Consider the following 24302-nt stretch of genomic DNA (forward strand, 5'->3'; position numbering starts at 1 on the left):
AAGAACACAAGAGAAGAAGATATTAGCTAGGGAATAAATTACCTAGTAATTAGGGATATCTAAATAAGAATTAGTGGCGATTTCTGAGAGAATATTTAGCCAAGTGGGAATAGCAAGTTTAGGTGGTGAGTCGCCAGCGGCTAGATATCTCAGCAATGCTTCTTTTTTGGAAATATTTTGGAGTGTGGGAATAATTTGGTCTAAGATACCTTCTATTTCTGAATTTACTTGTTGATTAACTTCGCTGACATACTGCACCAGATGTAAACTGGCACTAGCAGTAATTTCATCTCGCAGGCGCAAAACTAACATTTGATGATGAGTGGCTCTGGGTGAATTTTGACTTCTTTCGGGCGACCAATCAAATATTTGACCAATGCTGTGTTTTTCGTCTTGGCGTGCTAGGGGAAACATGATTTCGGGAGCAATTTCTTTGTCTTTGCTATTAATTTCGGCGAGAATAGCTTCTTTCCATTGATTAGGGTCGCAGCCTAACAGTAATTTATAAAATAAATCAGCTTCTTCTCCACCGAAACCTATCTCAATTTCTTGTTCCATTTCGGAAGTGAGCAGGGTTTTGAGATAATCTCGTGCTTCGGTGACTTGATTGGATAGTTTACTTAATAAATCTACCACTGCTTGCCGAATGCGATCGCGGGCAAATATCTCAACTTCTTGGACGGTTTTTTCAAAGGTGGGATAAAAATCATCACTCTTTGTCGGCAAGGTATTATTAACTTTACTTCCTCTGTCAAATAGCTTCCCGGCTGCGCCTTTAGTTTCGGCAATGCTGATAGCGCCATTGTTGGCTTTGTTAAATAATAAAGTCCAGTGGTTCCAGTTGAGAATTTTAAATGTGAGTTCGTCTTTGACTACTTCACTGACGACTATTCCCCGGCGGTCTTTGAGTGGTTCTTTGCCTAATTCTTTTTGGAAGTTGCGGTAGGTTTTATCTAAACTATCAATGGCACTCCGCAAGTCAACTAATGTGGGACTATCGAGAGTTGGGATACCTTGTTCGTGAATTTCTTCAATAATATTTTTCAGGTTTTCTTGTTGTTGACGCACACTTTCCGCCGCACGGCGAGTATCTTCATACAGTTGTTTGAGTCCATGCGCTGCAACGTGATTTTGAATTAATTCGCGCAGTTTGGCAATACCACCATCTTGAGCAAAGTAACCTAGTTGTCTCCCAAGATGGCTACGTGCATCAGATTCTAGCAGTCTTTCGCTGAGGTGATTCCATTTTTGCTGTAACCGTTTCGAGGGTTCGAGGTAATTAGGATAATCTAAGTTAGTTAAAAATTCTGGTGAACCGGCTTTGACGCTACTGGAACGTTTGGCTAATTCCGCTAGTCCAAGCAAAGGTGATAACAACACAATGCGGTCTTTTTGCGTGGTGAATGCACTCGCGCCATCAATAGTTGTTTGCAGAACTTTGAGTTTTTGGACAACTTTATCCTCATATAAAGGAGTATTAGTGGCGTTATCGGCGATAAGTTGGTCAAGTTCTCTTTCGCCGCCTTCACTTTCTAGGGGTAACTGGTCAAAACGACCGACACCTACAAGAATCAAATCTTTCAGGTCTTGTCCTGGTCGTTGTTGCTGCATCATCGTGAAAATTTTGTTGGCGCGATCGCTCCCCGGCGATTTACCATTGAGCAAGATTAAAATTGTCTGTACTTCTGCCAATTCTCGCAACGATAAAAAGGTATCTCTCGTCCCAGAATTAGCCGCACCCAAACCCGGAAAATCTAACAGAATAAATTCCGAAGCGTCGGTGATATCCCAAATTTCCCGCGAGATTTTGACTTCAATATCGACGCGGCGAATTAATGGAAAGCTGTTTTGTAATAACTTGGTTGGTAGCCTTTGGGGTGGACTGGGTAAGCGGATATGCGCTGGCGGTAAGTCTGCAAACCTCAGCGTTTGAATAGCCATTGGTTGTTCTGCCAGCTGTAAACCTTCCCGCGCTGTGGCATGATCAATTTGGTAGCGTCCACTACACATTGCCTCACCGTAGGAACTATAAGCACGCACGAACAACACCAATTCCCGCAACAAATAGCGTAACTCCAAATTATTACTCTGATTCCACGCCTGTTCACACCAAGCAATAATATCTTTGCCAGAGTTTAACTGTGAGAGTTGTACAGGTACAAGCCCCGCCGCTGCTGACCTGCGGCTGGCTTCTGCTAACATATAGCGCAGACACTCTTTTACCCCTTCATGGGAAAGATATTCAACAGTAAAATTGCCTACTTGGGTAGTCGCAAATTCATCTTGGGGGATGAGGTGAATGGCTGTAACGTTCCCCGTCGTGGGATTTTCGTTGACTGGTAACGCATCTGCATATCCAATTAAGCTACCTAATAATAGAGTTTTCCCACTACTAAATTCACCCATCACACCGATTTTCACAGGTGAAGTCGCCAATTCTACAGTTTTCTCAGCAGTTTCTCGCAGGCGTTCTAGACATTCATCCAAACTGGCGGGAACCCAGTCTTCTTGTTGAGAAGGATGCTGGGGTACAGAGTTAATTTTCTGGAGGATAAATTCGCCATATTCTTTAAAATATGCTAATTTTTCAGATTCCATACAATAGTTACCGTTAAAAATAAAATTTATGTGAGTTTTATAACATAAAAATTGCCAGCAGATGTGATGGTGTTCCGCATTTGAGTGAGGTACATCTTGCTGATATCAGAGACTACAATGTCCCTGATGTAATGGTGAACTGTTATATCTATTTATGGGGAATTGGTTAGCATCTGGCTATATCTGTTCTCCAGCAAATAGCTATTTATTCTGTACAAAAACTTAATAACAGTCATTTTTAATCAAAATTTAACTTTATTACCCAGAATCTCATGTGGATGAGTAGCAATGCACAAATATGCACTGCTGTCTAACTATTTTTTGCTAATTTTTGTTTTTGAAAAACTGTAGTGTCAGCAATGTTTACAACGTCAAAATCAGGATTTAAGCTAGTTGTCACCATTAACTACCTGAATTTAATAGCCATCAAGTAGCTGACGTAGTATGTAACCTATAGAATTAGGGCAGAAATCAAGCTGTAATTAATCGTTGTTAATCCTATTACTCAGCTTTTTCTGTATAAAATGTACCACTTAAAATAACTAACAAATCTTAAGTAGAAAAATTCAAATAACTTAATAAAGTCAAAATCCACACTAGAACAATACCAATTTTGTAGTATTTAAATATATTTTAATTTACACAAAGTTCAACATTAATCTTTAAAAATTTAATCATAATTGATTTTGCTACCTCAGAGTTATGTTACATTTTTATTTACACAAAATGTTATTTACCCAGTGAGATGACCTACTCTTAAGATAGATGCCTGACTAAAGCGATAGTAATAAAATCACAATAGCAGCTATTTATTTTTTAGGTTATGTTGCAGGATTGCAAATAAATAGTTTTTAGAATTTAAGAATAATTTTTCAGATTTTAGATAATATTCTTCTCCGTAGAAGTAGGCAGGTAAAAGTGTTCTCTGAAAGGGTGCAAAACTTAAATAATAAAATTGATGAAAGCGCAAAAATAGTGCAGAAGCGCAGTACAAAAAATACAAGCGATCGCAAGTTAACAACTATAGCAGTTGCTAGTGCTAACCATGAACTAGAAACCAAAATTGCTCACCAGATAACAACAGCAGCAAACTCAGTTCCAAAAGCTTCCCCAATCCAAGCAATTTTGCCCATGCTTGCAGATATATACTTTCGGATTGATCCCCAAGGTATTATCTTAGAACATCAATCAAGCAAAACATATAATTTAATTAACTCATCAAGCATAGTTCCCGGTAAGCAATTACTAGAGTGTTTACCAACATCTATTGTCATCCGGTTTCATCAAGCAATCAATCAAGTTCTGCAAACTCAATCTGTAGTTAGTTTTGCATATAGTTTAAATTTAGTTGAAGGGAAAGCGCATTTTGAAGTCCGATTCTTACCATTAGAATCACAAGAAATTATTGTGCTGGTGCGTGATATCACTCAAACAGTGCAAGCAGCTTTTATTGAGTGTGGTGATAGCTTTCGGACTATTGTCGAAAATGCCAGAAATATTATTTTTGCGATTACCCCTGATGGTTTGTTTACTTCTGTATCTCCTAATTGGCGGGAAATTTTAGGTCATGAGGTAGCAGAAGTTGAAGGTCAGCCTTTTGTTGGTTTTGTACACCCAGAACATTTATCAGCTTGTACCGATTATTTCACCAAAGTTTTAACCACAGGTCAACAGCAAGACGCAATTGAATATCGGATTCAACACAAAAATGGTAATTGGCAATGGCATAGTTGCTACTTATCAGCTATCAAAGATGCCAGTGGTACTATTATCTACTTTATTGGTATTTGCCACGATATTACAGTTCGCAAACAAGAAGAATTACGACGACAGCGCACAGAAAAAGCTTTAAGAAAATCAGAAGCCAAGTTTCGTGCGAAAACTCAGCAGCTAGAAGAGGCGTTGCGACAATTGCAACAAACCCAGGCTCAACTGATTCAATCAGAAAAAATGTCCAGTTTGGGACAGTTGGTAGCAGGTATTGCTCACGAAATCAACAACCCTGTAAATTTCATTTATGGCAATGTGAAATATGCCAACGATTATGTACAAGATTTATTACATTTAATTGAACTTTATCAGCAGCACTTTTTCCCGCCAACGCCAGAAATGCAGCAGCAAATTTATGCTATTGATTTAGATTTCATTCGCCAAGATTTGCCTAAAGTTCTAGATTCGATGAATACTGGAGCCGAGCGGATTCGCCAGATTGTCTTATCTTTACGCAATTTCTCGCGGGTTGACGAAGAAGGCTTGAAATTGGCGAATATTCACGAAGGTATTGATAATGCGTTGTTACTATTGCAAAATCGCCTGAAAGCTCAAACTGAATCTTCAGAAATTGAAGTGATTAAAGAGTATGGCGATTTACCCCAGGTGATGTGTAACCCTGGACAAATGAATCAGGTATTTATGAACCTGTTAACAAATGCCATTGATGCTCTAGAAGAAGCCGCCATTTCCAATCCGCAAATTCAGATTCGCACCTACTTGCAAACAGACGATCGCATCACTATTAGTATTACTGACAACGGGCCAGGAATCAACGAAAAAATCCGCGATCGCATCTTTGACCCGTTCTTTACTACTAAACCTGTAGGTAAAGGTACAGGGATGGGGTTATCTATTAGCTATCAAATTATTGTCAAAAAACACCGTGGGGAATTAAATTTTGTTTCCACACCAGGCGCAGGAACTGAGTTTTTAATTAATATCCCTATGCTAGGAGAATAAAATAAGAATAAAAAGTTAAAAGGCAAAAGTAAAAATTATCATTTCTAGCAATTCTCAGGCAGATGAAATACACCCCACCCGCGCTGTCGCGCACCCTCCCCTTGCTAAAGGGAAGGTCGGGGAGGGGTAATTTTCTACCACACCAGAGTTGGAAACGCTATATTCAACTTTTGCCTATTTTCAATGGTGATTATACTTCTGAATTCTGACTTTAAAACTTATCCTTCACCATCAAACGCACACCGCCAGCAGGAGCAAATACTATGCCACGCCGGACAGGTTTGAGAGGAGCTTTTTCTAACAACTCTAGTGAGTAATGTGAGAGGATAGTTGCCAGAACTAATTTCATCTCGAATAAAGCAAACGCCATACCCAAACAACGATGATTTCCACCACCAAAAGGCAAAAATTCGTAAGGAGAAACCTGGCGTTCCAGAAAACGTTCTGGTCGAAAACGCTGAGGTTCTGGATAAATATCTGGGCGATGGTGAGTTAAATAAATACAAGCAGATATTGTCATATCTTTGGGTAAATCGTAACCCATCAATTGCATAGGAGCTTGTAAAATTCGCGGCAAACTAAAGAAAGTAATTGGATAAATTCGTAGTGTTTCTGAGCAGACAGCATTGAGATATGGAAGTTGAGCAATTGTTGTCGGGTCTGCACTTGAAATATCAACAGAATTAAGTTCTTGCCGTAATTTTTCGCGGACTTCTGGTTGATAATGAATCCAGTATAAAGCCCAAGCTAACGCGATCGCAGTAGTTTCATGGCCAGCAAACAGCATAGTCATCAACTCATCGCGTAACTCCTCATCGCTCATCGGTTGACCATTTTCATCCCGCGCAGACAATAACAAACTCATAATATCTTCTGCTGGGGATTCAGGTTGATGGCGACGTTCCCGAATTTCTTGATAAATTAGCTTATCAAGCTGCTGTCTACGCCGGACAAATTTACCCCAAGGACTCCAAGCACCTAAATCTCGTTGCAATGACTGGAAAAATAAGAAAATAACACTCAAAGGCGCATTAAAAGTATCCAACATCTCAACTAAGATTTGCTGAATTTTTTGGTAACGTTCTCCTTCTTTGAGTCCAAAAACAGCGCTTAAAATCACCTTCAGGGAAATTTCCTGCATACTAGGACGAGCGATAAATAATTCGCCAACTCGCCACTGACTAGTAACTTGATGAGCAATTTCACAAATCAAGTTACCATAGGCTTTCATGCGTTCCCCATGAAAGGGCGGCATTAAAAGTTTACGCTGTTGTAAGTGGCGATCGCCATCAAGTAATATTAATGAATTTGTGCCTACCAAAGGTTGAATAACTTTGTTTCCTGAACCTGATTCAAACAACTTAGCATCAGCAGTGAAAAGCTCTTGAATTGCTTGCGGATGACTGATAATTACTTGTGTGGGAAGCCCAGTAAATCTGGAAATAAAAATATCGCCATATTTTTTTTGATGCCAATCTAGGTTTTCGATTGGTTGTATGATTGCTCGCGCTGTCTGAAACCACCTAGGTTCTGTTACTTGAGGTGGTAGATTATTACTGGTTTGGGAGTTTTTTTGGAGAGTAATCATTAGTTATACTCCTACTAAGAGAGTTAGAAACGCAGAGACGTAGAGAGGTAAACGCAAAGTTACGCAGAGTTTTCTCATAATTTAATTTTCATAACTAGGTTAGTTAGTTGTTGATTTTGCTAGTAATCCTAAGTTTTGCTTCAATTGATCAATGGGATCTAACCAATGTTCTTCAAAGCGATAGCCTAGAAGAACATCTGCTGTTTCTCCTAATTCTTTTCCTTTTTTTAAGTTAGCAAAAATTTCTTTGATTTGTTGTGGGGCAAAAATTGGATAGAGGATTTTAGCTAACCATAAGCTAATTTTCAGAGAATTACTATAGTTTTGAGCAGCCCCGAAGGCTAATACACCAATCTCTCCAGCGTAGGTAGTATCAAATCCTAATAAGACATGAAAAATATCGTGGGTAACAACGTAACGCAAAGCAAATACATTCCGTTTAGCAACATCATCTAGTTCAGGGCTAATATTGAGTGGGTTAAGATGATTTGCCTGCATGTGATCAGCATATTCTTTGCCAAAAGTTCCTAAAGGATATTGACTTAATTGCTCTAGATTAATTAGGGGATAATAGCCCACTACTGGTTGTAATTTATTAGCTAACTCTGCATTAATTTTTGCACTAAAAAAATCAGCCTTGAGAATAGCAAAATTGCCTAAATTACTGGAGTTTTTGTAGGCAAAAATAGTTTTAATTTGTTCTATTTTTTTGAGCATAGGAAACTAAGGTTTGAGTGATGCGATCGCTGTTAACTCCCAGTAGTTATAATAGCGATCGCCAATCCTTACTTTTGTTGTTGTGCTTGGGCGATGGTAAAATTAATCTCCTGACCATAGGCTACCTCAAGTTGATAACCATCAGGGTCGCGGATAAAAGCCCAGTAACCAACAGGTGAACCCCAATCATGGGGGCCTTCTTGCAATAATCCTTCTAATTTCGCCTCATCACAGAGACTATCTACTTCTTCACGGCTTTGACAGGCTATGCCAAGATGGAACCCAGATGAAGGTTTACATTGTGCTTGATCTAATTGCAGTAGCACAATCACAAATGGTCGAGTTAAATCACTAATCCAAGCAACTTCAAATTGATTAGTTTCATCAGTACGGCGATGCACCACTTTCATTCCAGCATACTTCTCATAAAAAGCGATGCTTTTATTGATGTTGGTGACTCCCAGCGCAATATGAGTAAAGCCAATATCTGCCATTAGTGCTTTCCTGAACGCATCAAAAATATAACTTTGGGACTAACTCATCAATTCTCTCTGTGCTTCTGCAACTCTGCGTGAACCTGAAACATTTTTCAACGCAAAGGTAAGCTGAATTTTAAATCACTTCTGTAGGAAAGCAAACCTCGATCGCTTTTTCTACTAAATCAAGACCTTTACACACCACCGTATTCCGCCAAGTAATATCTGCGGGTGTAAATACTTCTTCCAGTCGTTGGCGCGTCCATTTTCTCGATGAGTGTGCTGGGGGGGAATGGAAATGGGCGCGATTTTCTGCCCGTAAGGCTTCTACTACTTGGATAACTGGGTAAGTACCAAACTCCGCCGTGAGAAACTTGTAATTACACTGGGGAAACATCGCCCGACACCAAGTTCCTAAACTCCCACGAATTTTATACATCTTCCCATCTGGTTGATAAGGTTCCACAACATCAGCACCAAACTTTTCAATTAACCACTGAGTTGATACAGAATCTGGGGGGTCATCAATAAACAGTTTATAAGTTGCTTTTTGACCCAAACCAGTGTGTAAATCAATATGCAGAACGTTTTTCGCATTGCTAATCCAGCGGGGAAGATTAGCCGCTAAAATTTGATGTGTTTTCGATGGTCTGTGTCCACCGAAAAATAGCCCTTGAGGAAAGTCGTATTGTCCTACCGGTAAGGTATTGATTAAAGAAGTGATGCCGTGACGGAAAATAGTAGCGATCGCTTTCATAAAAAACGGTTCAAAAGGCGATGGTGGTGAAGTAGGGTTAAAGAAGGCATCCAAGTCACCGTATTTTTCAGGACTACCTGTATATTCCTCATTGGGTAGCAGGAAATTACGGTTAAGGTCGATATTTTCCTCATTCCCACGCCGTCCCCAAGCAAAACCATAAGGATTTAAAGCGTGTAACAGCACCAAAGCCGTTCTTGGGCTGGGACTCCAACCAATCAAACGTTCTTCTAACAAAGCACATTGAACAGCAGAACCAAAAAAACCCTCAACCCCATGCAAGCCACTAGAAACAACTAAAATTTGCTCAGGTTGGGAGTTTCCCAATATCGCCACATCAATAGTTAAGTCCTCCTCATCGGGGCCTGTTTGGTCAATGGAATATGTTTCTAATTGGCAACCCAATGCTTGTGCTGCTGCACAGAAACGGTATCGTGCAGCAGCGTAGTTTGGACTGAAGCCAGAAGCGTATGACATGGGGAATAGGGGCGGGGAAGGGGGACAAGGAAGAATAACTAATGACCATTGACTAAAACTTATCTTTCATTCCCCGAATCCGGGCGAATGTTTGCACTTCATCATGGCTGTTGGCGGCTAGTTGTAGGGATGGTTGTTCCCAACGCAAAAAGGGATTTGTCCGTTTTTCCACTCCTAGCAAAGAAGGAACGGTAGCTTTCCCTTGAGTGCGAAAAGTTTTTACTTCTGCATAGCGCTGTTGTAAGTCAGTATTCTCACCATCTACGGTGAGGGCAAATTGTAAATTTTTTAAGGTATATTCGTGGGCGCACCAGACACGGGTATTATCTGGAAGAGAACGAAGTTTTTCTAAAGATGACACCATTTGTGTAGGTGTACCTTCAAATAAGCGACCACAACCACCAGCGAATAAAGTATCGCCACAAAATAATTCTCCCGCTTCGTCTGCTGTGTGGGGGGGGAAGTAGTAAGCAATATGGGCGCGGGTATGTCCAGGAACGAAGATGACCTCAGCCGGGCGATCGCCAAAAGAAATGCGATCGCCTTGTTGTAGAAATACCTGCTGTCCAGGAATTCTCCCTTTATCTTCAGCCCCACCATACACTGTCAGCTTCGGGAAGCGTTGGATTAACTGTTGATTGCCACCTACATGATCATGATGATGGTGAGTGTTGAAAATCGCGACTAATTCCGCATTGAGTTCTGCTAGTTTGCTGAACACTGGTTCTGCTTCTGCTGGATCGACAACGGCGGCAATATTTTGTTGCGTATTGTGTAGTAAGAATATGTAGTTATCTGAGAGCGCCTCAAGACGGAGTACCCGCATTTCCTCTTAACTCCCTTACATTAATAAATTCTTGGTATTTTTGAGATACCGTAAACTTTTGGTTTTATTTATTCTAGCGGGTAAACTGCATTAAGCATGTTAATCTACAACCGTGTTAATACTGAAAGCAACATAAAAACTCATCCAAAACAGTTATTTTTATCAGTAAAAATCCTCTGGGAGTATATATAAATCCGAAGTTAGATTTATTGTGTTCTTTTTAGTTCTAAAAATAGCTAAAAAGACTGTTATCAAATGGTGTAAATATTTGCTATTAGCTACCAACATTAATCGTAATCTGGGGTGCATTTACCTATACTTCAGTAAGCAAATATTGCCAGAATTTTTTGCATTCTTCAGGAGAAATAATGAGCGATCGCCCGTCTATCTACATTAGTATTGATAGTCAATCAGAACTTGCCATAAAAAAAATAGTAGACAAAATTATTTCATCAGGAAAGCTGAGCCGTCAAGACCATGCGTTACTGCTTTCTCAAGTATTTGCTGATGGTCAGATCAGCGATAGAGTCCGTCGCCAGGTTAACCGTATCCTAGATCAAATCCAAACAGGGCAGTTAAAATTAATCGGCTGGTAAGGTATGATTTACTATTCAATTCATCATCAATAGCATCGCTTATTCCTACCTTGTGTATTATGATGTTCTAGATAGCAAGATTCATCATTCACAAGCGCACCTATGTTTGCTCAAAACAACTAGAATCTCTACACCTTTAAAAATATCGCCAACACATGTATCTGGCGTAATCTCTATAATTCATGTCAAAGCAGCATTTTATAGATATTCAAAAATGTAAATAAAAGTTTAGCTTGACAATATTGAGTAAGTTTTAACCAATATTCAAGGCTGTTTATCACCAAAAAAAGCCGAGTAGTAATTTTAGCCAATTCTATACAATTAATTAATTAATTAATAATTAGTTTTATGAAAGAAAGTAGAGGATTTATTACCATATTAACTGGATTATACTCTTTTCAAGACTGCATTCATTTTTTAGCCGCAATTCGCAAATTTCATCATGAACCAATCATTGTTTTAATTGATCAGGTTCCGCCAATTTTATATCCTTTTTTAAAAGCATTTAAAAATGTAATCCTTAAGCCAGCACCAAAACATGAAAATCCAGTAATGTCATCGCGGTTAGCAAAAGTATCTTTATATGCAGCTTCTGAATTTGATCGAACGATTTTTTTAGATTCAGATATCTGCCTTCTAACGGATATAAATGATGTATTTGATTCCTTAGATGAATTTGATTTGCTATTAACTGAAGATGTTCAGCCAGATATCTCAAAAGCTACCAATTTACTGCGCGGTAGTCAACAAGATAACTTAGAGAAAGTTTTGCCAATACTTCAATCTTCGGGCTTACAGCTTCAGGAAAATGATATTCAATATAATAGCGGCTTAATTGCCTTTCGGAAAACAGAGGAAACCAAGAAATTGTTTAGTGAATTTCAAAGATATTTTGACATTATCACTGAACATCAAGATAAATTATTATTACGAGATCAAGGAGCTTTTGCTACTGCGATCGCCACAGTTAAACCTAAAATGAAAGTCTTACCACCAACTTATAATTTTTTGAGTAAGTGGAAAGATGCTTACAAAATTGATCAAGAAATTAAAGTATTACATTGCACCTATCCCTATCGACCTCAGTACGCTAAAAATATTACTCGTTCCTTGTACACGAAAATATTTGATAAACTCGCTCAGTTATTTTTGCCAGATCAAGTTACAAATCCCTGGCGGCAAAAATAATTTATCTTCAAGGAAAATCATTAATAATGCAAAAGAAACTCAAAATTTCCCTACTCGTTTGGAACTTATCAACTAATGATGGTTTCATTCGAGCTTCGCTTTTAGAAAAAGCTTTACATCAATTAGGCTGTGAAGTAGAAATTATCGGCTTTTTATTTGATAAAGAATTATATAGAGCGATTCCGCCAGAAGCAAAATTAAAAACTGTTGAAGGTGGCAATTATCCCGGTTTTTTCAAATCTATCAACAAAATTTTAAAATTAATTGATGGCGATATTATTTATGCAATTAAGCCACAACCCGCCAGCTTTGGGGTAGCCCTAATCAAGAAATTATCCAGTAAAAAGCCAGTAATTGTAGACATTGATGATTGGGAACTTAGCTGGTATGGTGGCGATGCTTGGCACTATAAACCATCACTCAAACAGTTAGCTAAAGACATCTTTAAAAAAGATGGAGTTTTAAGAATACCCCACCATCCTTTATATGTTAAATGGATGGAAAATTGGATAAAGCGGGCTGACGCGATAACAACACATACTAGCTTTTTACAAAAGCGATTTGGGGGAATTTCTATACCTAACGGCAAAGATACTGCTTTATTTGATCCAGCTAAATATCAGCCCGAAGAAAGTAGAAATCGCTATGGTTTATCTGAATATCGCATCTTAATGTTTCCTGGCGCACCTAGACCTTATAAAGGGCTAGAAGATGTTTTAATTGCTTTAGATAAACTGAATCAACCAGACTTAAAACTAGTAATTGTTGGTGGCAGTCCCTACGACAATTATGATGAAGAACTCCGGCAAAAATGGGGACGCTGGATGATAAAATTGCCAAGTTATCCCGCAGATGTGATGCCTGATGTGGTTGCAGCGGCTCATGTTGTGGTGGTTCCCCAGCGAGACACTCCCGAAACACGGGCGCAATTCCCGCTGAAGCTAACAGATGGGATGTCAATGGCTAAACCTGTATTATCCACAAGAGTTGGCGATATTCCCGAAATTTTAGGCGACACAGGTTATTTAGTTGACCCTGGTTCTCCTGACCAAATAGCCGAGCAAATTCAACTAATTTTTCAAGATTTAGATGCTGCCAATGAACGCGGCAGAAAATCAAGAGAAAGATGTGTGGAAAAATATAGCATTGAGGCGATGGCAGCCACGCTCAAGTCAGTAATTGCGCGGTTGTAAGCAGGAATTTTAAATGATAGGCTAATGCCCGTCTCATCATAATTTGTTATTACAAAAAGCCAATTTTAAAATATTTATTTGAGGATTAGCTGGTTTGGTAATTAATTGATGAATAATCTTGTATTGAGAATATATAAAATTTGATAAATCCGCGATGTCTACCAAGCAGCTACTAGTAAGATTTGCCAAACCCTATCCAGGTTTAATTCTGCTGACTATAGTCTTGGGATTCTCTGGAGCCTTATTTAATGGTGTCAGTACAGCTTTAATTGTGCCAGTTATTTTAAAAATTGTGGGGCAAGATGTTGATTTAACTAAAGCTCCAGCAATTCTGAAAAAAATTATGACTCCCTTTGATGGTGTCCCAGATAATTACCGCATATTAGTTATGGCTGGGGTAATTATATTGGTAATTATTTTAAAGAATTTAGCTACCTATACAAGCTCATTAGTATCTAATTCTTTGACGCGTATGTTGATGTCAGATATGCGCGAAGCTGGATTAAAACTATTACTAGAAATTGACATAGATTATTACGCCAAGATGAAAGTTGGTGATTTAATCAACCGTCTTGGAGGCGAAATAGGGCGCTCTGCTACAGCGATTGGCAATACATTTAAATTAGCTATTTTAGTAATTACAATTTTAGTCTTTATTGTTTTATTGCTATCAATTTCTTGGCAGTTAACACTGGCATCTACAGCTTTGCTATCTTTAGTAACTTTAGTCAATCAGTATGCCATTGCCCGTGCCAAAAAATTTGGTAAACAGCTAACTGAAATGTCGAAAGCTTATTCTATCTCCATGTTGGAGACTCTCAATGGCATTCGGTTAGTTAAATCAACAGGTAATGAAGCCACAGAATATCACAGAATTCAAGCATTAATTCGGGAACGGGAAAAAGCAGATTTTCAATCTCAGGCTAATTCAGAAGTAATCGCACCTTTGAGTGAGGTTATGGGAATTAGCGCCTTAATTTTAATTGTATTTTTAAGTAAAACTTTCTTTGCTAATCAAATTGCTTCTCTTTCGGCAGTATTACTCACATATTTATTAATTTTGTTGCGACTGCTACCATTAATCTCCCAGTTAAATGGCCTGCGAAGCAGTTTTGCCAGCACTAGCGCCAGTGTCGAAGCAGTCACTGACTTTTTAAAGTTAGAGAATAAGCCTTTCATGCCCAAAGGTGAAGTTATCTATACCCAGTTAAAAGAAGGAGTGCATTTTAATTGCATTTCCTTTGCTTACCCTGGTCATGAAAAGTTAGTTCTCAGAGATGTGGATTTGTTTTTACCCCGTGGTACGACTTTGGCGTTAGTGGGGGGTTCTGGCGCGGGGAAATCAACTGTTGCTGACCTTTTACCGCGATTTTATGACCCGATCGCTGGCAGTATTAACTTAGATGGTACAGATTTGCGGAAATTTGATATTACATCTGTACGCAAGAGAATGGGAATTGTTAGCCAAGACACCTTTCTCTTTAATAATTCCGTTAAAAATAACATCGCCTACGGACGACCAGAAGCGACAGAAGATGAAATCATCAGTGCCGCCAAGCGGGCGAATGCCTACGAGTTTATCAGCAAATTACCCCAAGGATTTGAAACCTTAATTGGCGATCGCGGCGTAATGTTATCAGGCGGACAAAGACAAAGATTAGCCATCGCCCGCGCCTTGCTGCAAAATCCCGAAATTCTGATTTTAGATGAAGCCACCAGCGCCTTAGATACGGTTTCCGAACGTTTAGTCCAAGAAGCATTGGATGATTTAAGTCGCGATCGCACCACCTTAGTTATCGCCCACCGTCTTTCCACAGTCCAAAAAGCCGATCAAATCGCCGTCCTCGATCAAGGACGAGTGGTAGAAGTCGGAACCCATACAGAACTGTTACAAAAAGGTGGTTACTATTCTCGTCTGTATACGATGCAATTTGGCGATCGTCCAGACGATAGTACTCAACAACATCAAAGTTTAACCCGCATTTCCCACGAAATTCGCACCCGTCTCAACTCAATGATTGGGGTTTTAGGTTTACTTATAGATGATTTAATCGATAATTCCCAAGAACAGCAAGAATTCATCGAAGAATCTTATAAATCTGCTTTGCGAATTATCACCACAATTGATATTTTTCAAGACATTTGGAAACTCCAAATTCAAGAAAGATTTCTCTCTTCTACAGCAGCAAATCAAAGCCTAAATAATCAATATCAACACTTTAACTTGATGTTTTCCGAGTTTCGTGACTGTTTAAATATTATTTTGAATAATTTACAATCTCTTGCCGATGATGCAATCTACACTCCTGAAGAACAACATCAATTTATTACAAATGCTTATAACTCTGCCATTGACCTGCTCGATAAACTAGAAAAATTTGAAGATAAAATCTAATATTTATGCAAAACCATAGTTTACGAAAAAACTATCACTTTTTCCTCACCGAAGAATTACCCAAACCAGAAGCATATTATGTACAAGCGGCTAATGCCGCCAATGGAGCCGCAAACTTAGGTTGTCCTACAGTTTTGATTTATCCTCAGAGGGGTTGGCCCGCAATCAATCCAATTAATTTATTGCAGCCTTTTCAACCAGAAAAACCTCCAGAAAGGGTGATTAAATATTACAATCTGCAAGATAAACTACAAGTGGCGAGGCTGCCAATGCCTTGGCCTATCGATTATTTTAAAAATAAATTTACTAATTCTAAAACCATCGCGACAAAGTATTATTTTCCCTTTCATATTCGAGCAACTACCAAAATTGTCCATGCGTGGAATTGGAACTTTATCAAAGCGGCAATTAAAAATGGTATCCCAGCCATTTATGAGCATCACCACCATGAAGATAAGCAATTTGAACCAGAAATCGTCAATCATCCGTTGTTTCAACTTGCTGTCACAGTTACAGATACAGTCCGAGAAAGCATGATTCAACATGGAATGCCAGCAGAAAAAGTGATTAAACTCCACAATGGTTTCAATCGCTTATTCATGGAGAGACAACCAGAAAAAGCATCTGTATGGCGAGAAAAACTTTTGCAAAATCAGCGATCGCAATTAGTAGTTTATGCCGGAGCCTTACAGCAATTTAAAGGGATTGATATCTTAATTGATGTCGCCAAACAAATGCCCTATGTGCAATTTGCCTGTGCTGGTGGTAAACAAACAGAAGTCGAACATTATCAGCAAATAGCCCAAGCAAAACAAGTTAATAATATTAGTTTTTTAGGTTTTGTTTTGCAAAATGAACTCGCACCTTTGTTACAAGCTGCGGATATTTTGGCTCACCCTCATTGTTCTGGACAAGCTGCTACTTTTACTTCTCCCTTAAAACTATTTGACTATTTAGCATCAGGAACCCCCATTGTAGCGACAGAAATTCCCTCATTAATAGATTTTCAAAATACTGTAGCGATCGCAGCTTGGTGTGAACCAGATAAACCTGGGAAATTTGCCACCGCCCTCCAACAAGTTTTAGAAACTCATCCAAAAAAAATTGATGGCTACCCAGATACCATCGAATTTGTCAAACAATTTTCTTGGGAAAATCGCGCTGCCAAAATTCTCAGTTATGTTGATGAATCTTATCGTCCTCAACTTGTAGCTTAATCTCAAACCAAGTAAACCAAATGCAAATCACAACCGTCGGTATGATTAGCAGCTATAAAGCCTTAAAAACTCAAGGCGATTGGCTGTGGCAACAAACACCTCATCCTTTTGGAGTTTGGCAAAACATTCAACTTCAGGCATTAGCAAACAAGCCTGAGTTTTTATTAATGTATCAGTTTGACTTTCCGCAGATACTCAAAAAGCCCAAACAAAACTGGTTAAGTCGGTTGCAAAAAAAACAGCGATCGCCAGAAGTAGATATTAACTCTTTACTCCGGGGAGTTAGCAAAGAAAAAATAATTTACCTCATGCGAGAACCACCCTTAGATGAGGTAGTAGGAAAACATAAAAAAATTTATCAAACAGCACAACAATATTGTGGCTATGTTTCTGGCCCCGATGACTTTGCACCAATTCCTGAATATATGCCAGCTATTTGGTATCACAGCAACTCATTTAAAGATTTAAATGAAATGCCACCACCAGAAAAAATTTCTCCCTGTAGTTGGATTACTTCGGGGATTAATCGTACAGCCAATCATCGCCAACGGTTAAGTTTTTTGGAATCGATGCAGTCCAGCGATATCAAATTTGATTTGTATGGGCGTGACTTACCTATATCAGCAAAATCCCAAGGTGAGCTTGGTAATAAATGGTATGGTATGGCTCCGTATTATTACAATCTGGCAATTGAAAACTATGCAGATAATAATTGGTATGTAAGTGAAAAACTTTGGGATGCTCTACTAGCGTGGTGTTTGCCAATATACTATGGCGGCCCGGCTGCGGATAAATTATTACCACCTGGGAGTTTTTTAAGATTGCCCAGCTTGGATGAAAAAGGCATCGCTTACATTCAAGAAGTCACTGCTACTCCTGATGCTTGGTATGCAGCCAAAGATGCGATCGCAGAAGCTCGTCAAATCATTCTGCACAAATTAAATCTGCTGAATTGGCTGGCAAATTTTGTGAAAAATAATGGATAAAATTTATGACAAATGGCATCTATACTTTGGCTAATGATTATGTCTACAACCAACTTGTAGCCTTACTCAATAGCATCGAAGTTAATGCTGGCGATGTGCCGGTATGCGTGATTGCTTATAACGATCAGATAGATTTAGTCCGAGCCGAAGTTGCATCCCGAAAAAATGTCACGCTTTTAGAAGATCCAGAAATTTTCGCCCGTTGGGAAGAATTCTCTCATCGCGTTTGGCAATCTCACCCAACAGCGATTGAAACTTGGCAAGCTAAAGGCATTCAGAAATTTTATCGAGTTGGTGAAAATCGCCGTTACTGTGCCTTTGATCCAGGGAGTTATTTTGAAAAATTCATCTATTTGGATGCTGATACATTAGTGATGCAGCCATTAGATTTTGTATTTGACAAGTTAGATGAATATGATTTTGTCGCCTACGACTTTCAATATAAAGATCCTGGCCATATCTTTAAAGTTTCATCGCCAAAGTTGTCCGAAGTATTTAGTCAAGAACGTATTGAATCAGAAATTTTCTGTTCTGGTTTTTATGCTTCTAAGCGTGGTATCTTTCCCCCCGAACAAAGAGAATGGTTACTCACACAATTGAATAATGGCGACTCAGAAATTTTGTATATGGGCGCTCCTAACCAATCTGTACTGAATTATATGCGAATGAAGAGTAATGTATCTTATTACAACTTTTCCCTCAACTTGCCAGAAGAACAATTAACTGGTTGTTGTGCTAACTCGCCTCATTTTGTTAATCAGAATAATGTTCTTTACGATAAAGGCAATAAATTAACATTTTTGCATTATATCGGTTTGTCTTCTAAACTCTTTAATCGTCTTTGTGCAGGAGAAAATATTGATTTTCCTTACAGAGATATTTTCTTACACTATCGTTACTTAAAAGAACCAGAAAATCAACCAAAATTTACAACTAAACCCAAAGCTTATAATGCACCTCCGAGTTTAGGTAAACGAATTCTCAAAAAATTAGGTTTGGCAGTAGGAGGAAAATAAGATGAGTCAGGGAATTTATATTTTTGCCAATGATAAAGTTACAGATCATGCGATCGCTCTGTTGAATAGTATCCGCCTATCAGACCCGGATATCCCGATTGTCATGATTCCCTATGATGAAAACTATCACAATATAGCTGCACTACTTAACCAACATTATGGCGTGCAGCTATATGAAGATTTAGAGTTAATTAATCACATTTCTCAAAAATTATTTGACATTTTTGGCGGACAATTTTTTGCCAGTCCCAATAAACTCCGCAAACCAGCTTGTTGGTTTGGCCCCTTTGATGAATTTTTGTACATTGATACCGATGTTGTAGTTTTTGAAAAACTCAGTAATAACTTTAATTATTTAGCAGAATACGACTTTATTTGTTGTGATTATCAACATTTGGGTGGGATAAAAAATGTTTTTAGTCCCCATGTTGTCGAAGCAAAAGTATTTACCCAAGCGGAAACCAAAGATATTTTTAATAGTGGTTTTTGGGGTTCCAAGAAAAACATTTTTTCTGAACAAGATTTATACGACACCTTTGCTGAGTGTGCCGCCCATCCAGAATATTTTGACTTTAGCGAAAAAGTTTCTGATCAACCAATTCTCAACTATCTCCTGCTGAAACGAATTCCGCGACGCTTTAACATTGTCCGTCGCCCAGGAAAAGCCCCAGGAAATTGGGCAGGTAGCCCCCAGTTCCAGCAACAGGGTCATATTCTCATTGACCCAACAGTTAATCAACCTCTGCAATTCCTCCACTGGGCTGGAATTCACATTCAACCAGGCTGTCCTTATTGGGAAATTTGGGAACATTACCGCAATTTGAATCCAGCAATCCCACCAGCTGCGATTCCCGCCCCGCCAAAACAGAGTCAATGGGAAACAACATTTAAGACAGTCAAAAAACAAGTTCGCAAAATCTTTAATTAAACTGGGAAACAAAGCTACAGACTTAACAAATAACCATTGACCATTGACTTTTGACTAAACAGTTGCGATCGCCCCCCGCCTTTCGCTAGGATCTGTAAGCTTTAGGGTATAGACAAAGCTGCTTGGGATACAGTTACACTCATGTAGGCTATCCTGCTGCAACCCAAGTTATTGAGATTCTACAGGAAAAACAGAAAAAAATGGCGAAACGCGTACAGTTAGTTTTGACTCAAGATGTCAGCAAGTTAGGCAAATTAGGCGACTTAGTAGAAGTAGCTCCTGGCTATGCTCGAAATTACCTCGTTCCCAAGAGTTTGGCAACCCGTGCTACTCCTGGTATTCTCAAGCAAGTAGAACGCCGTCGTGAACAAGAGCGTCAACGGCAATTAGAACTCAAACAACAAGCCCTAGAACAAAAAGCCGCTTTAGAAAAAGTTGGCAGCTTAAAAATTGCCAAGCAAGTTGGTGAAAACGAAGCCATCTTCGGTACTGTTACCAGCCAAGATGTTGCAGATGCAATTCAAGCAGCTACCAGCCAAGAAGTTGACCGTCGTGGTATTACCATCCCCGATATTGGCAAGCTGGGTACTTACAAAGCAGAAATTAAGTTGTTCTCAGACGTAACAGCGCAAATTGACGTTGAAGTTGTTGCCAGCTAAAAACTTGTTGATGTTTTGCCACAGATATACACAGATGTTTTATCAGTGTTAAATCTGTGGTTGCTAATTTCTTCAGCAAGTTGTCGGTAATCACCGAACCACAACCGTGTTCTCTCGCAGATTTTGGACTATAAGGGTAATAGAGACATCCTCATTACTCATCCAAAATCGCATTATGGCGGAAGAATTAAGTTTTCAAGGCGATGGTAGCAATCGCCTACCACCCCAAAATATTGAAGCAGAAGAAGCAATTTTGGGGGGAATTTTACTAGATCCAGAAGCGATTGGTCGAGTTAGCGATCGCTTAGTTGCTGAAGCATTTTACATTAGCGCCCATAAAGAAATCTATCAAGCCGCCTTGCGCCTCCATGCCCAAGGTAAACCAACTGATTTACTTTCAATTACCAGTTGGTTAACAGATAATGATTTACTCGCCCGGATTGGCGGTAGAAATAAGTTAGCCACCCTCGTAGACCGTACCGTGTCAGCGGTAAATATCGACGCTTTAGCAGGCTTAGTTATGGAAAAATACCTGCGGCGACAGTTAATTAAAGCTGGCAACGAAATTGTACATTTAGGTTACGAAACAGAAACCGAATTACCACTAGTTTTAGACAAAGCAGAACAGAAAGTTTTTGGTGTCACCCAAGAACGCCCCCAATCAGGTTTGGTGCATATTTCTGATACTTTAGTCAATACTTTTCAAGATATTGAAACACGCCATCAAGGTATTGCTTTACCGGGGATTCCTTGCGGCTTTTATGATTTAGATGCCATGACCAGCGGTTTTCAGCGTTCTGATTTAATTATCGTCGCTGGCAGGCCGTCAATGGGGAAAACAGCATTTTGCTTGAACCTAGCTCATAATATTGCTGCTGGTTATAAATTACCAGTCGCGGTTTTTAGCTTAGAAATGTCCAAAGAACAGCTAGTACAGCGACTATTAGCCAGTGAAGCGGGAATTGAATCGGGTTATTTGCGGAGTGGACGTATCAGCCAAACCCAGTGGGAACCCTTAAGTCGGGCAATTGGTATGCTTTCCGAAATGCCAATTTATATTGATGATACGCCAAATATGACAGTCAACGAAATGCGATCGCAAGCTAGGCGACTGCAAGCCGAACAAGGCGCAGACTTAGGGTTGATTGTCATAGATTACTTGCAATTAATGGAAGGCGCAGGCGATAACCGCGTACAAGAATTATCTCGGATTACGCGCAGTCTCAAAGGTTTAGCCCGTGAATTATCTGTACCTGTCATTGCTTTATCTCAGTTAAGCCGCGGTGTAGAAGCACGTACCAACAAGCGCCCGATGTTATCTGATTTGAGAGAATCAGGCTGTTTAACAGGTGATAGTTTAGTTACATTGGCAGATAGTGGATTACAAGTACCAATTAAAGAATTAGTTGGTAAATCTGGTTTTGCTGTTTGGGCATTGAATGAATCCACAATGCAATTAGAAAGGGCAATTGTTAGCCATGCCTTCTCTACAGGAATCAAGCCTGTATTTGCCCTTAAAACTCGATTAGGGCGAAAAATTCGTGCCACAGCAAATCACAAGTTTTTAACTATTAATGGTTGGAAAAGACTTGATGAATTAAGTCCTAAAGAACATCTATGTTTACCAAGACATATCCCCACTTCTGCTAAACCAAGCATGACTTATGCTGAGGTTACAGCCTGTAGTGGCACTTCGCTTTACAAAGCAAATTTAAGTAGAGAAAGAGCATTAAAAGTTGCCAAGCTTGTTCAATCAAGTGAACTTTTGTCCCTGGTTAATAGCGATGTTTATTGGGATGAAATAGTTTCGATTGAATTAAGTGGGGAGGAAGAAGTATTTGACCTAACTGTTCCTGGTTTGCACAACTTTGTAGCAAATAATATTATTGTTCACAATTCTATCGAGCAAGACGCGGATTTGGTTATTATGTTATACCGCGATGAATATTATTCACCAGATACCCCCGATCGCGGCATCGCTGAAGTTATAGTAGCAAAACACCGCAACGGCCCTACAGGTACAGTCAAACTTTTATTCGACCCGCAGTATACGAAGTTTAAAAATCTAGCCCGACCGAATTATTAAAGTGTGAAGCATAAAATTTCATACTTCATACTTCACACTTCATACTTTATTTAACTTCCAACAATTCCACATCAAACAGCAGGGTAGCGTTAGGGGGAATTACGCCACCTGCGCCACGGGAACCATAGCCTAACTCTGCGGGGATAATCAACTCGCGCTGACCGCCAACTTTCATTGTGCTAAGTCCTTCGTCCCAACCTTTGATCACTTGTCCAACGCCGATAGTAAAGCTAAAAGGACGATCGCGATCGCGGGAACTATCAAACTTAGTACCATCTTCTAAAGTGCCAGTGTAGTGAACTACAACTGTTTGGCCAGACTTAGGAGTTACCCCAGTTCCCTCTTTGATTTCAACGTATTTTAGTCCAGAGGGAGTAGTTACAACATTGGCATCAGACATAGTGTTGTTCGCTATCAAAGTATCGTTGTTTGTAATGGTAGTGGGCGATGATTGCGCTGGGGTTAAATTAGCAGCAATGGCAGTATCTTGTTTATTGCCTAATTGCCCTAACACTAAAACTACAACGCAAACCAGCATGAAACCCACGCTGAGTAAAATTGCTTTCAAAATTAGTCCTCCCTACTGAGGTCGTTTGGAAAAAGCAATACCAACAGAACACATTTAGTTTAAATCACAAATGACAGATTTAACGCCAAAGCTTATTTTCTAAATCACGTACTTGACGTTCTAAACGGTCAATTCTTCCCCGTAGTTCATCCACCTCAGACTGACGCGCCACCCCTAAATCCTGCATCATATTCCGCATTTGTCGTTGCATTTGAGCATCCCAAGTGCCTTGCTCCGACTTTAACTGCTGTACAATATCATCCATTACGGCCTTCGCTTGTTCAGGATTCAGTTTCCCGTCTTTGACTAATTCATCACTAACTTCCCGCAACTTTTCTGCTACCAAAGACGTTGTTCCAATTCCTACCATCATTAGCTGTTGCAACCAGTTGTTGCTGTCCATACGTCCTTCCTGTTATTTATTTCAAACTAGCCTCCTTGCTCTTGAGTGTATGCAATCAAGCTATGCTGGAAGCGTTGTTATTCTAGCCTACACCTCTATTTTGGCAAATTAGTAAACACAGGGAATGAATGAGTGTGGTGATAGAACTGCTTAAATTTCACATTGACCCAAATCTGCGAGAAAGTTTTATTCAGCAGGATGCAGAAATTTGGACAGCAGCATTGGCAAAGTATCCAGGATTTCTCAGTAAAGAAGTCTGGATTAACTCACATAAACCTTCCGAAGTAACTTTCATTATTCGCTGGGAAACACAAGAACAGTGGAAAGCTATTTCTGAAGCAGATTTAGTAGCGATTGATAGTAAATTCAACCAGGCATTAGGCGATATCTATCAGTTGATAGAGTCAGCAGAATATCAAGTACGAAAATATCCTCATACTTAAGATTTATTTTTGAATGAGACTGATTATTTAATCAATAACAAAATTCACAATACCTCTAACTAACGTAGTATTTGATCAAGTTATTTAGAAATAATATGTCTAATTGAATCTATTAATACTTTTTTGCTATTTTACTAAACCAAAAACCATGTATCTGTATATGAATTTACACTTAACTTTTGTGATAGTAATTGTCTTGAAAAGCTCTTACTCAAGGGTTATACCAATTCACGAAAAGCCTGATACAAATAAAGCATCAAGAATAAAATCCCAACCTGTGATAGAAGCAACAACTGATGTGTTTAATTGTTCCAATCGCTTCCAAATAAATTCTCTTAATTCATCTAAACTTGAGAAGCTTTCCCAAGTTAGATGCCTTTTAACTTCTTCCCACAATCTTTCTATTGGATTAACTTGAGGTGTATGTGGAGGTTGAAATAACAAAACTATGT

Annotated in this window: 20 protein-coding genes and 1 pseudogene; 12 read left to right on the forward strand and 9 right to left on the reverse strand. The window is 39.2% G+C overall.

The features are described 5' to 3' along the window. Positions 1-42: 42 nt before the first annotated feature. Positions 43-2598 (reverse strand): dynamin family protein, encoded by a 2556-nt coding sequence (locus IQ244_RS20785; RefSeq protein ID WP_193897577.1) that lies wholly within the window; start codon positions 2596-2598, stop codon positions 43-45. A gap of 918 nt (positions 2599-3516) precedes the next feature. Here IQ244_RS20785 and IQ244_RS20790 point away from each other — a divergent pair. Beyond that, positions 3517-5331 carry an ATP-binding protein gene (locus IQ244_RS20790; protein ID WP_322746090.1) on the forward strand — a complete coding sequence of 605 codons (1815 nt, stop codon included), beginning with the start codon at positions 3517-3519 and terminating at the stop codon, positions 5329-5331. A gap of 211 nt (positions 5332-5542) precedes the next feature. Here the strand turns inward: IQ244_RS20790 and IQ244_RS20795 are convergent, their stop codons facing one another. From IQ244_RS20795 to gloB, 5 genes are all read right to left on the reverse strand, one after another. Next, positions 5543-6919, reverse strand: coding sequence for a cytochrome P450 (locus IQ244_RS20795; RefSeq protein ID WP_193897579.1), 1377 nt, complete (start codon positions 6917-6919; stop codon positions 5543-5545). A 99-nt stretch (positions 6920-7018) separates the two neighbouring features. Further along, positions 7019-7636 (reverse strand): Coq4 family protein, encoded by a 618-nt coding sequence (locus IQ244_RS20800; protein ID WP_193897581.1) that lies wholly within the window; start codon positions 7634-7636, stop codon positions 7019-7021. Positions 7637-7704: 68 nt separating this feature from the next. Then, positions 7705-8130, reverse strand: coding sequence for a VOC family protein (locus IQ244_RS20805; protein ID WP_193897583.1), 426 nt, complete (start codon positions 8128-8130; stop codon positions 7705-7707). Positions 8131-8248: 118 nt separating this feature from the next. Further along, positions 8249-9346: a DUF2817 domain-containing protein gene (locus IQ244_RS20810; protein ID WP_193897585.1), complete on the reverse strand. Its 1098-nt coding sequence runs from the start codon at positions 9344-9346 to the stop codon at positions 8249-8251. A gap of 52 nt (positions 9347-9398) precedes the next feature. Next, positions 9399-10172 (reverse strand): hydroxyacylglutathione hydrolase, encoded by a 774-nt coding sequence (gene gloB / locus IQ244_RS20815; RefSeq protein ID WP_193897587.1) that lies wholly within the window; start codon positions 10170-10172, stop codon positions 9399-9401. A gap of 368 nt (positions 10173-10540) precedes the next feature. On the opposite strand from gloB, the gene IQ244_RS20820 reads away from it, so the two are divergent. From IQ244_RS20820 to IQ244_RS20865, 10 genes are all read left to right on the forward strand, one after another. After that, complete coding sequence (locus tag IQ244_RS20820) at positions 10541-10768, forward strand: hypothetical protein (protein WP_193897589.1); 228 nt, start codon at positions 10541-10543, stop codon at positions 10766-10768. Positions 10769-11116: 348 nt separating this feature from the next. Further along, positions 11117-11956, forward strand: coding sequence for a glycosyltransferase (locus IQ244_RS20825; RefSeq protein WP_193897591.1), 840 nt, complete (start codon positions 11117-11119; stop codon positions 11954-11956). A gap of 26 nt (positions 11957-11982) precedes the next feature. Then, positions 11983-13149 (forward strand): glycosyltransferase family 4 protein, encoded by a 1167-nt coding sequence (locus IQ244_RS20830; protein ID WP_193897593.1) that lies wholly within the window; start codon positions 11983-11985, stop codon positions 13147-13149. A gap of 154 nt (positions 13150-13303) precedes the next feature. Continuing rightward, positions 13304-15544: an ATP-binding cassette domain-containing protein gene (locus tag IQ244_RS20835; RefSeq protein WP_193897595.1), complete on the forward strand. Its 2241-nt coding sequence runs from the start codon at positions 13304-13306 to the stop codon at positions 15542-15544. A gap of 5 nt (positions 15545-15549) precedes the next feature. Further along, positions 15550-16761, forward strand: coding sequence for a glycosyltransferase family 4 protein (locus tag IQ244_RS20840; RefSeq protein ID WP_193897597.1), 1212 nt, complete (start codon positions 15550-15552; stop codon positions 16759-16761). 20 nt (positions 16762-16781) lie between these two features. Then, on the forward strand, positions 16782-17747 hold the full coding sequence (locus IQ244_RS20845) for a glycosyltransferase family 10 domain-containing protein (protein ID WP_193897599.1): 966 nt from the start codon (positions 16782-16784) through the stop codon (positions 17745-17747). Positions 17748-17752: 5 nt separating this feature from the next. Next, a complete protein-coding gene (locus IQ244_RS20850) occupies positions 17753-18763 on the forward strand; it encodes an Npun_R2821/Npun_R2822 family protein (RefSeq protein ID WP_193897601.1) in 1011 nt (336 codons plus the stop codon). 1 nt (position 18764) lies between these two features. Further along, on the forward strand, positions 18765-19691 hold the full coding sequence (locus tag IQ244_RS20855; protein ID WP_193897603.1) for an Npun_R2821/Npun_R2822 family protein: 927 nt from the start codon (positions 18765-18767) through the stop codon (positions 19689-19691). Positions 19692-19891: 200 nt separating this feature from the next. Further along, complete coding sequence (rplI, locus tag IQ244_RS20860; RefSeq protein ID WP_193897605.1) at positions 19892-20350, forward strand: 50S ribosomal protein L9; 459 nt, start codon at positions 19892-19894, stop codon at positions 20348-20350. Between the two features lie 175 nt (positions 20351-20525). Further along, positions 20526-22436, forward strand: coding sequence for a replicative DNA helicase (locus IQ244_RS20865; RefSeq protein ID WP_193897607.1), 1911 nt, complete (start codon positions 20526-20528; stop codon positions 22434-22436). Between the two features lie 46 nt (positions 22437-22482). Here IQ244_RS20865 and IQ244_RS20870 read toward each other — a convergent pair whose 3' ends face one another. Further along, positions 22483-23004, reverse strand: coding sequence for an FKBP-type peptidyl-prolyl cis-trans isomerase (locus IQ244_RS20870; protein WP_193897609.1), 522 nt, complete (start codon positions 23002-23004; stop codon positions 22483-22485). 79 nt (positions 23005-23083) lie between these two features. Beyond that, positions 23084-23407, reverse strand: coding sequence for a phasin family protein (locus IQ244_RS20875; protein ID WP_193897611.1), 324 nt, complete (start codon positions 23405-23407; stop codon positions 23084-23086). Positions 23408-23535: 128 nt separating this feature from the next. Here IQ244_RS20875 and IQ244_RS20880 point away from each other — a divergent pair, with 128 nt between their 5' ends. After that, on the forward strand, positions 23536-23850 hold the full coding sequence (locus IQ244_RS20880; protein WP_193897613.1) for a TIGR03792 family protein: 315 nt from the start codon (positions 23536-23538) through the stop codon (positions 23848-23850). Between the two features lie 228 nt (positions 23851-24078). On the opposite strand, the pseudogene IQ244_RS20885 reads toward IQ244_RS20880, so the two are convergent. Then, a pseudogene (locus IQ244_RS20885) lies at positions 24079-24302 on the reverse strand (IS630 family transposase); the annotation flags it as partial.

Source organism: Nostoc sp. LEGE 06077, from assembly GCF_015207705.1.
Taxonomy (GTDB): Bacteria; Cyanobacteriota; Cyanobacteriia; order Cyanobacteriales; family Nostocaceae; genus Nostoc_B.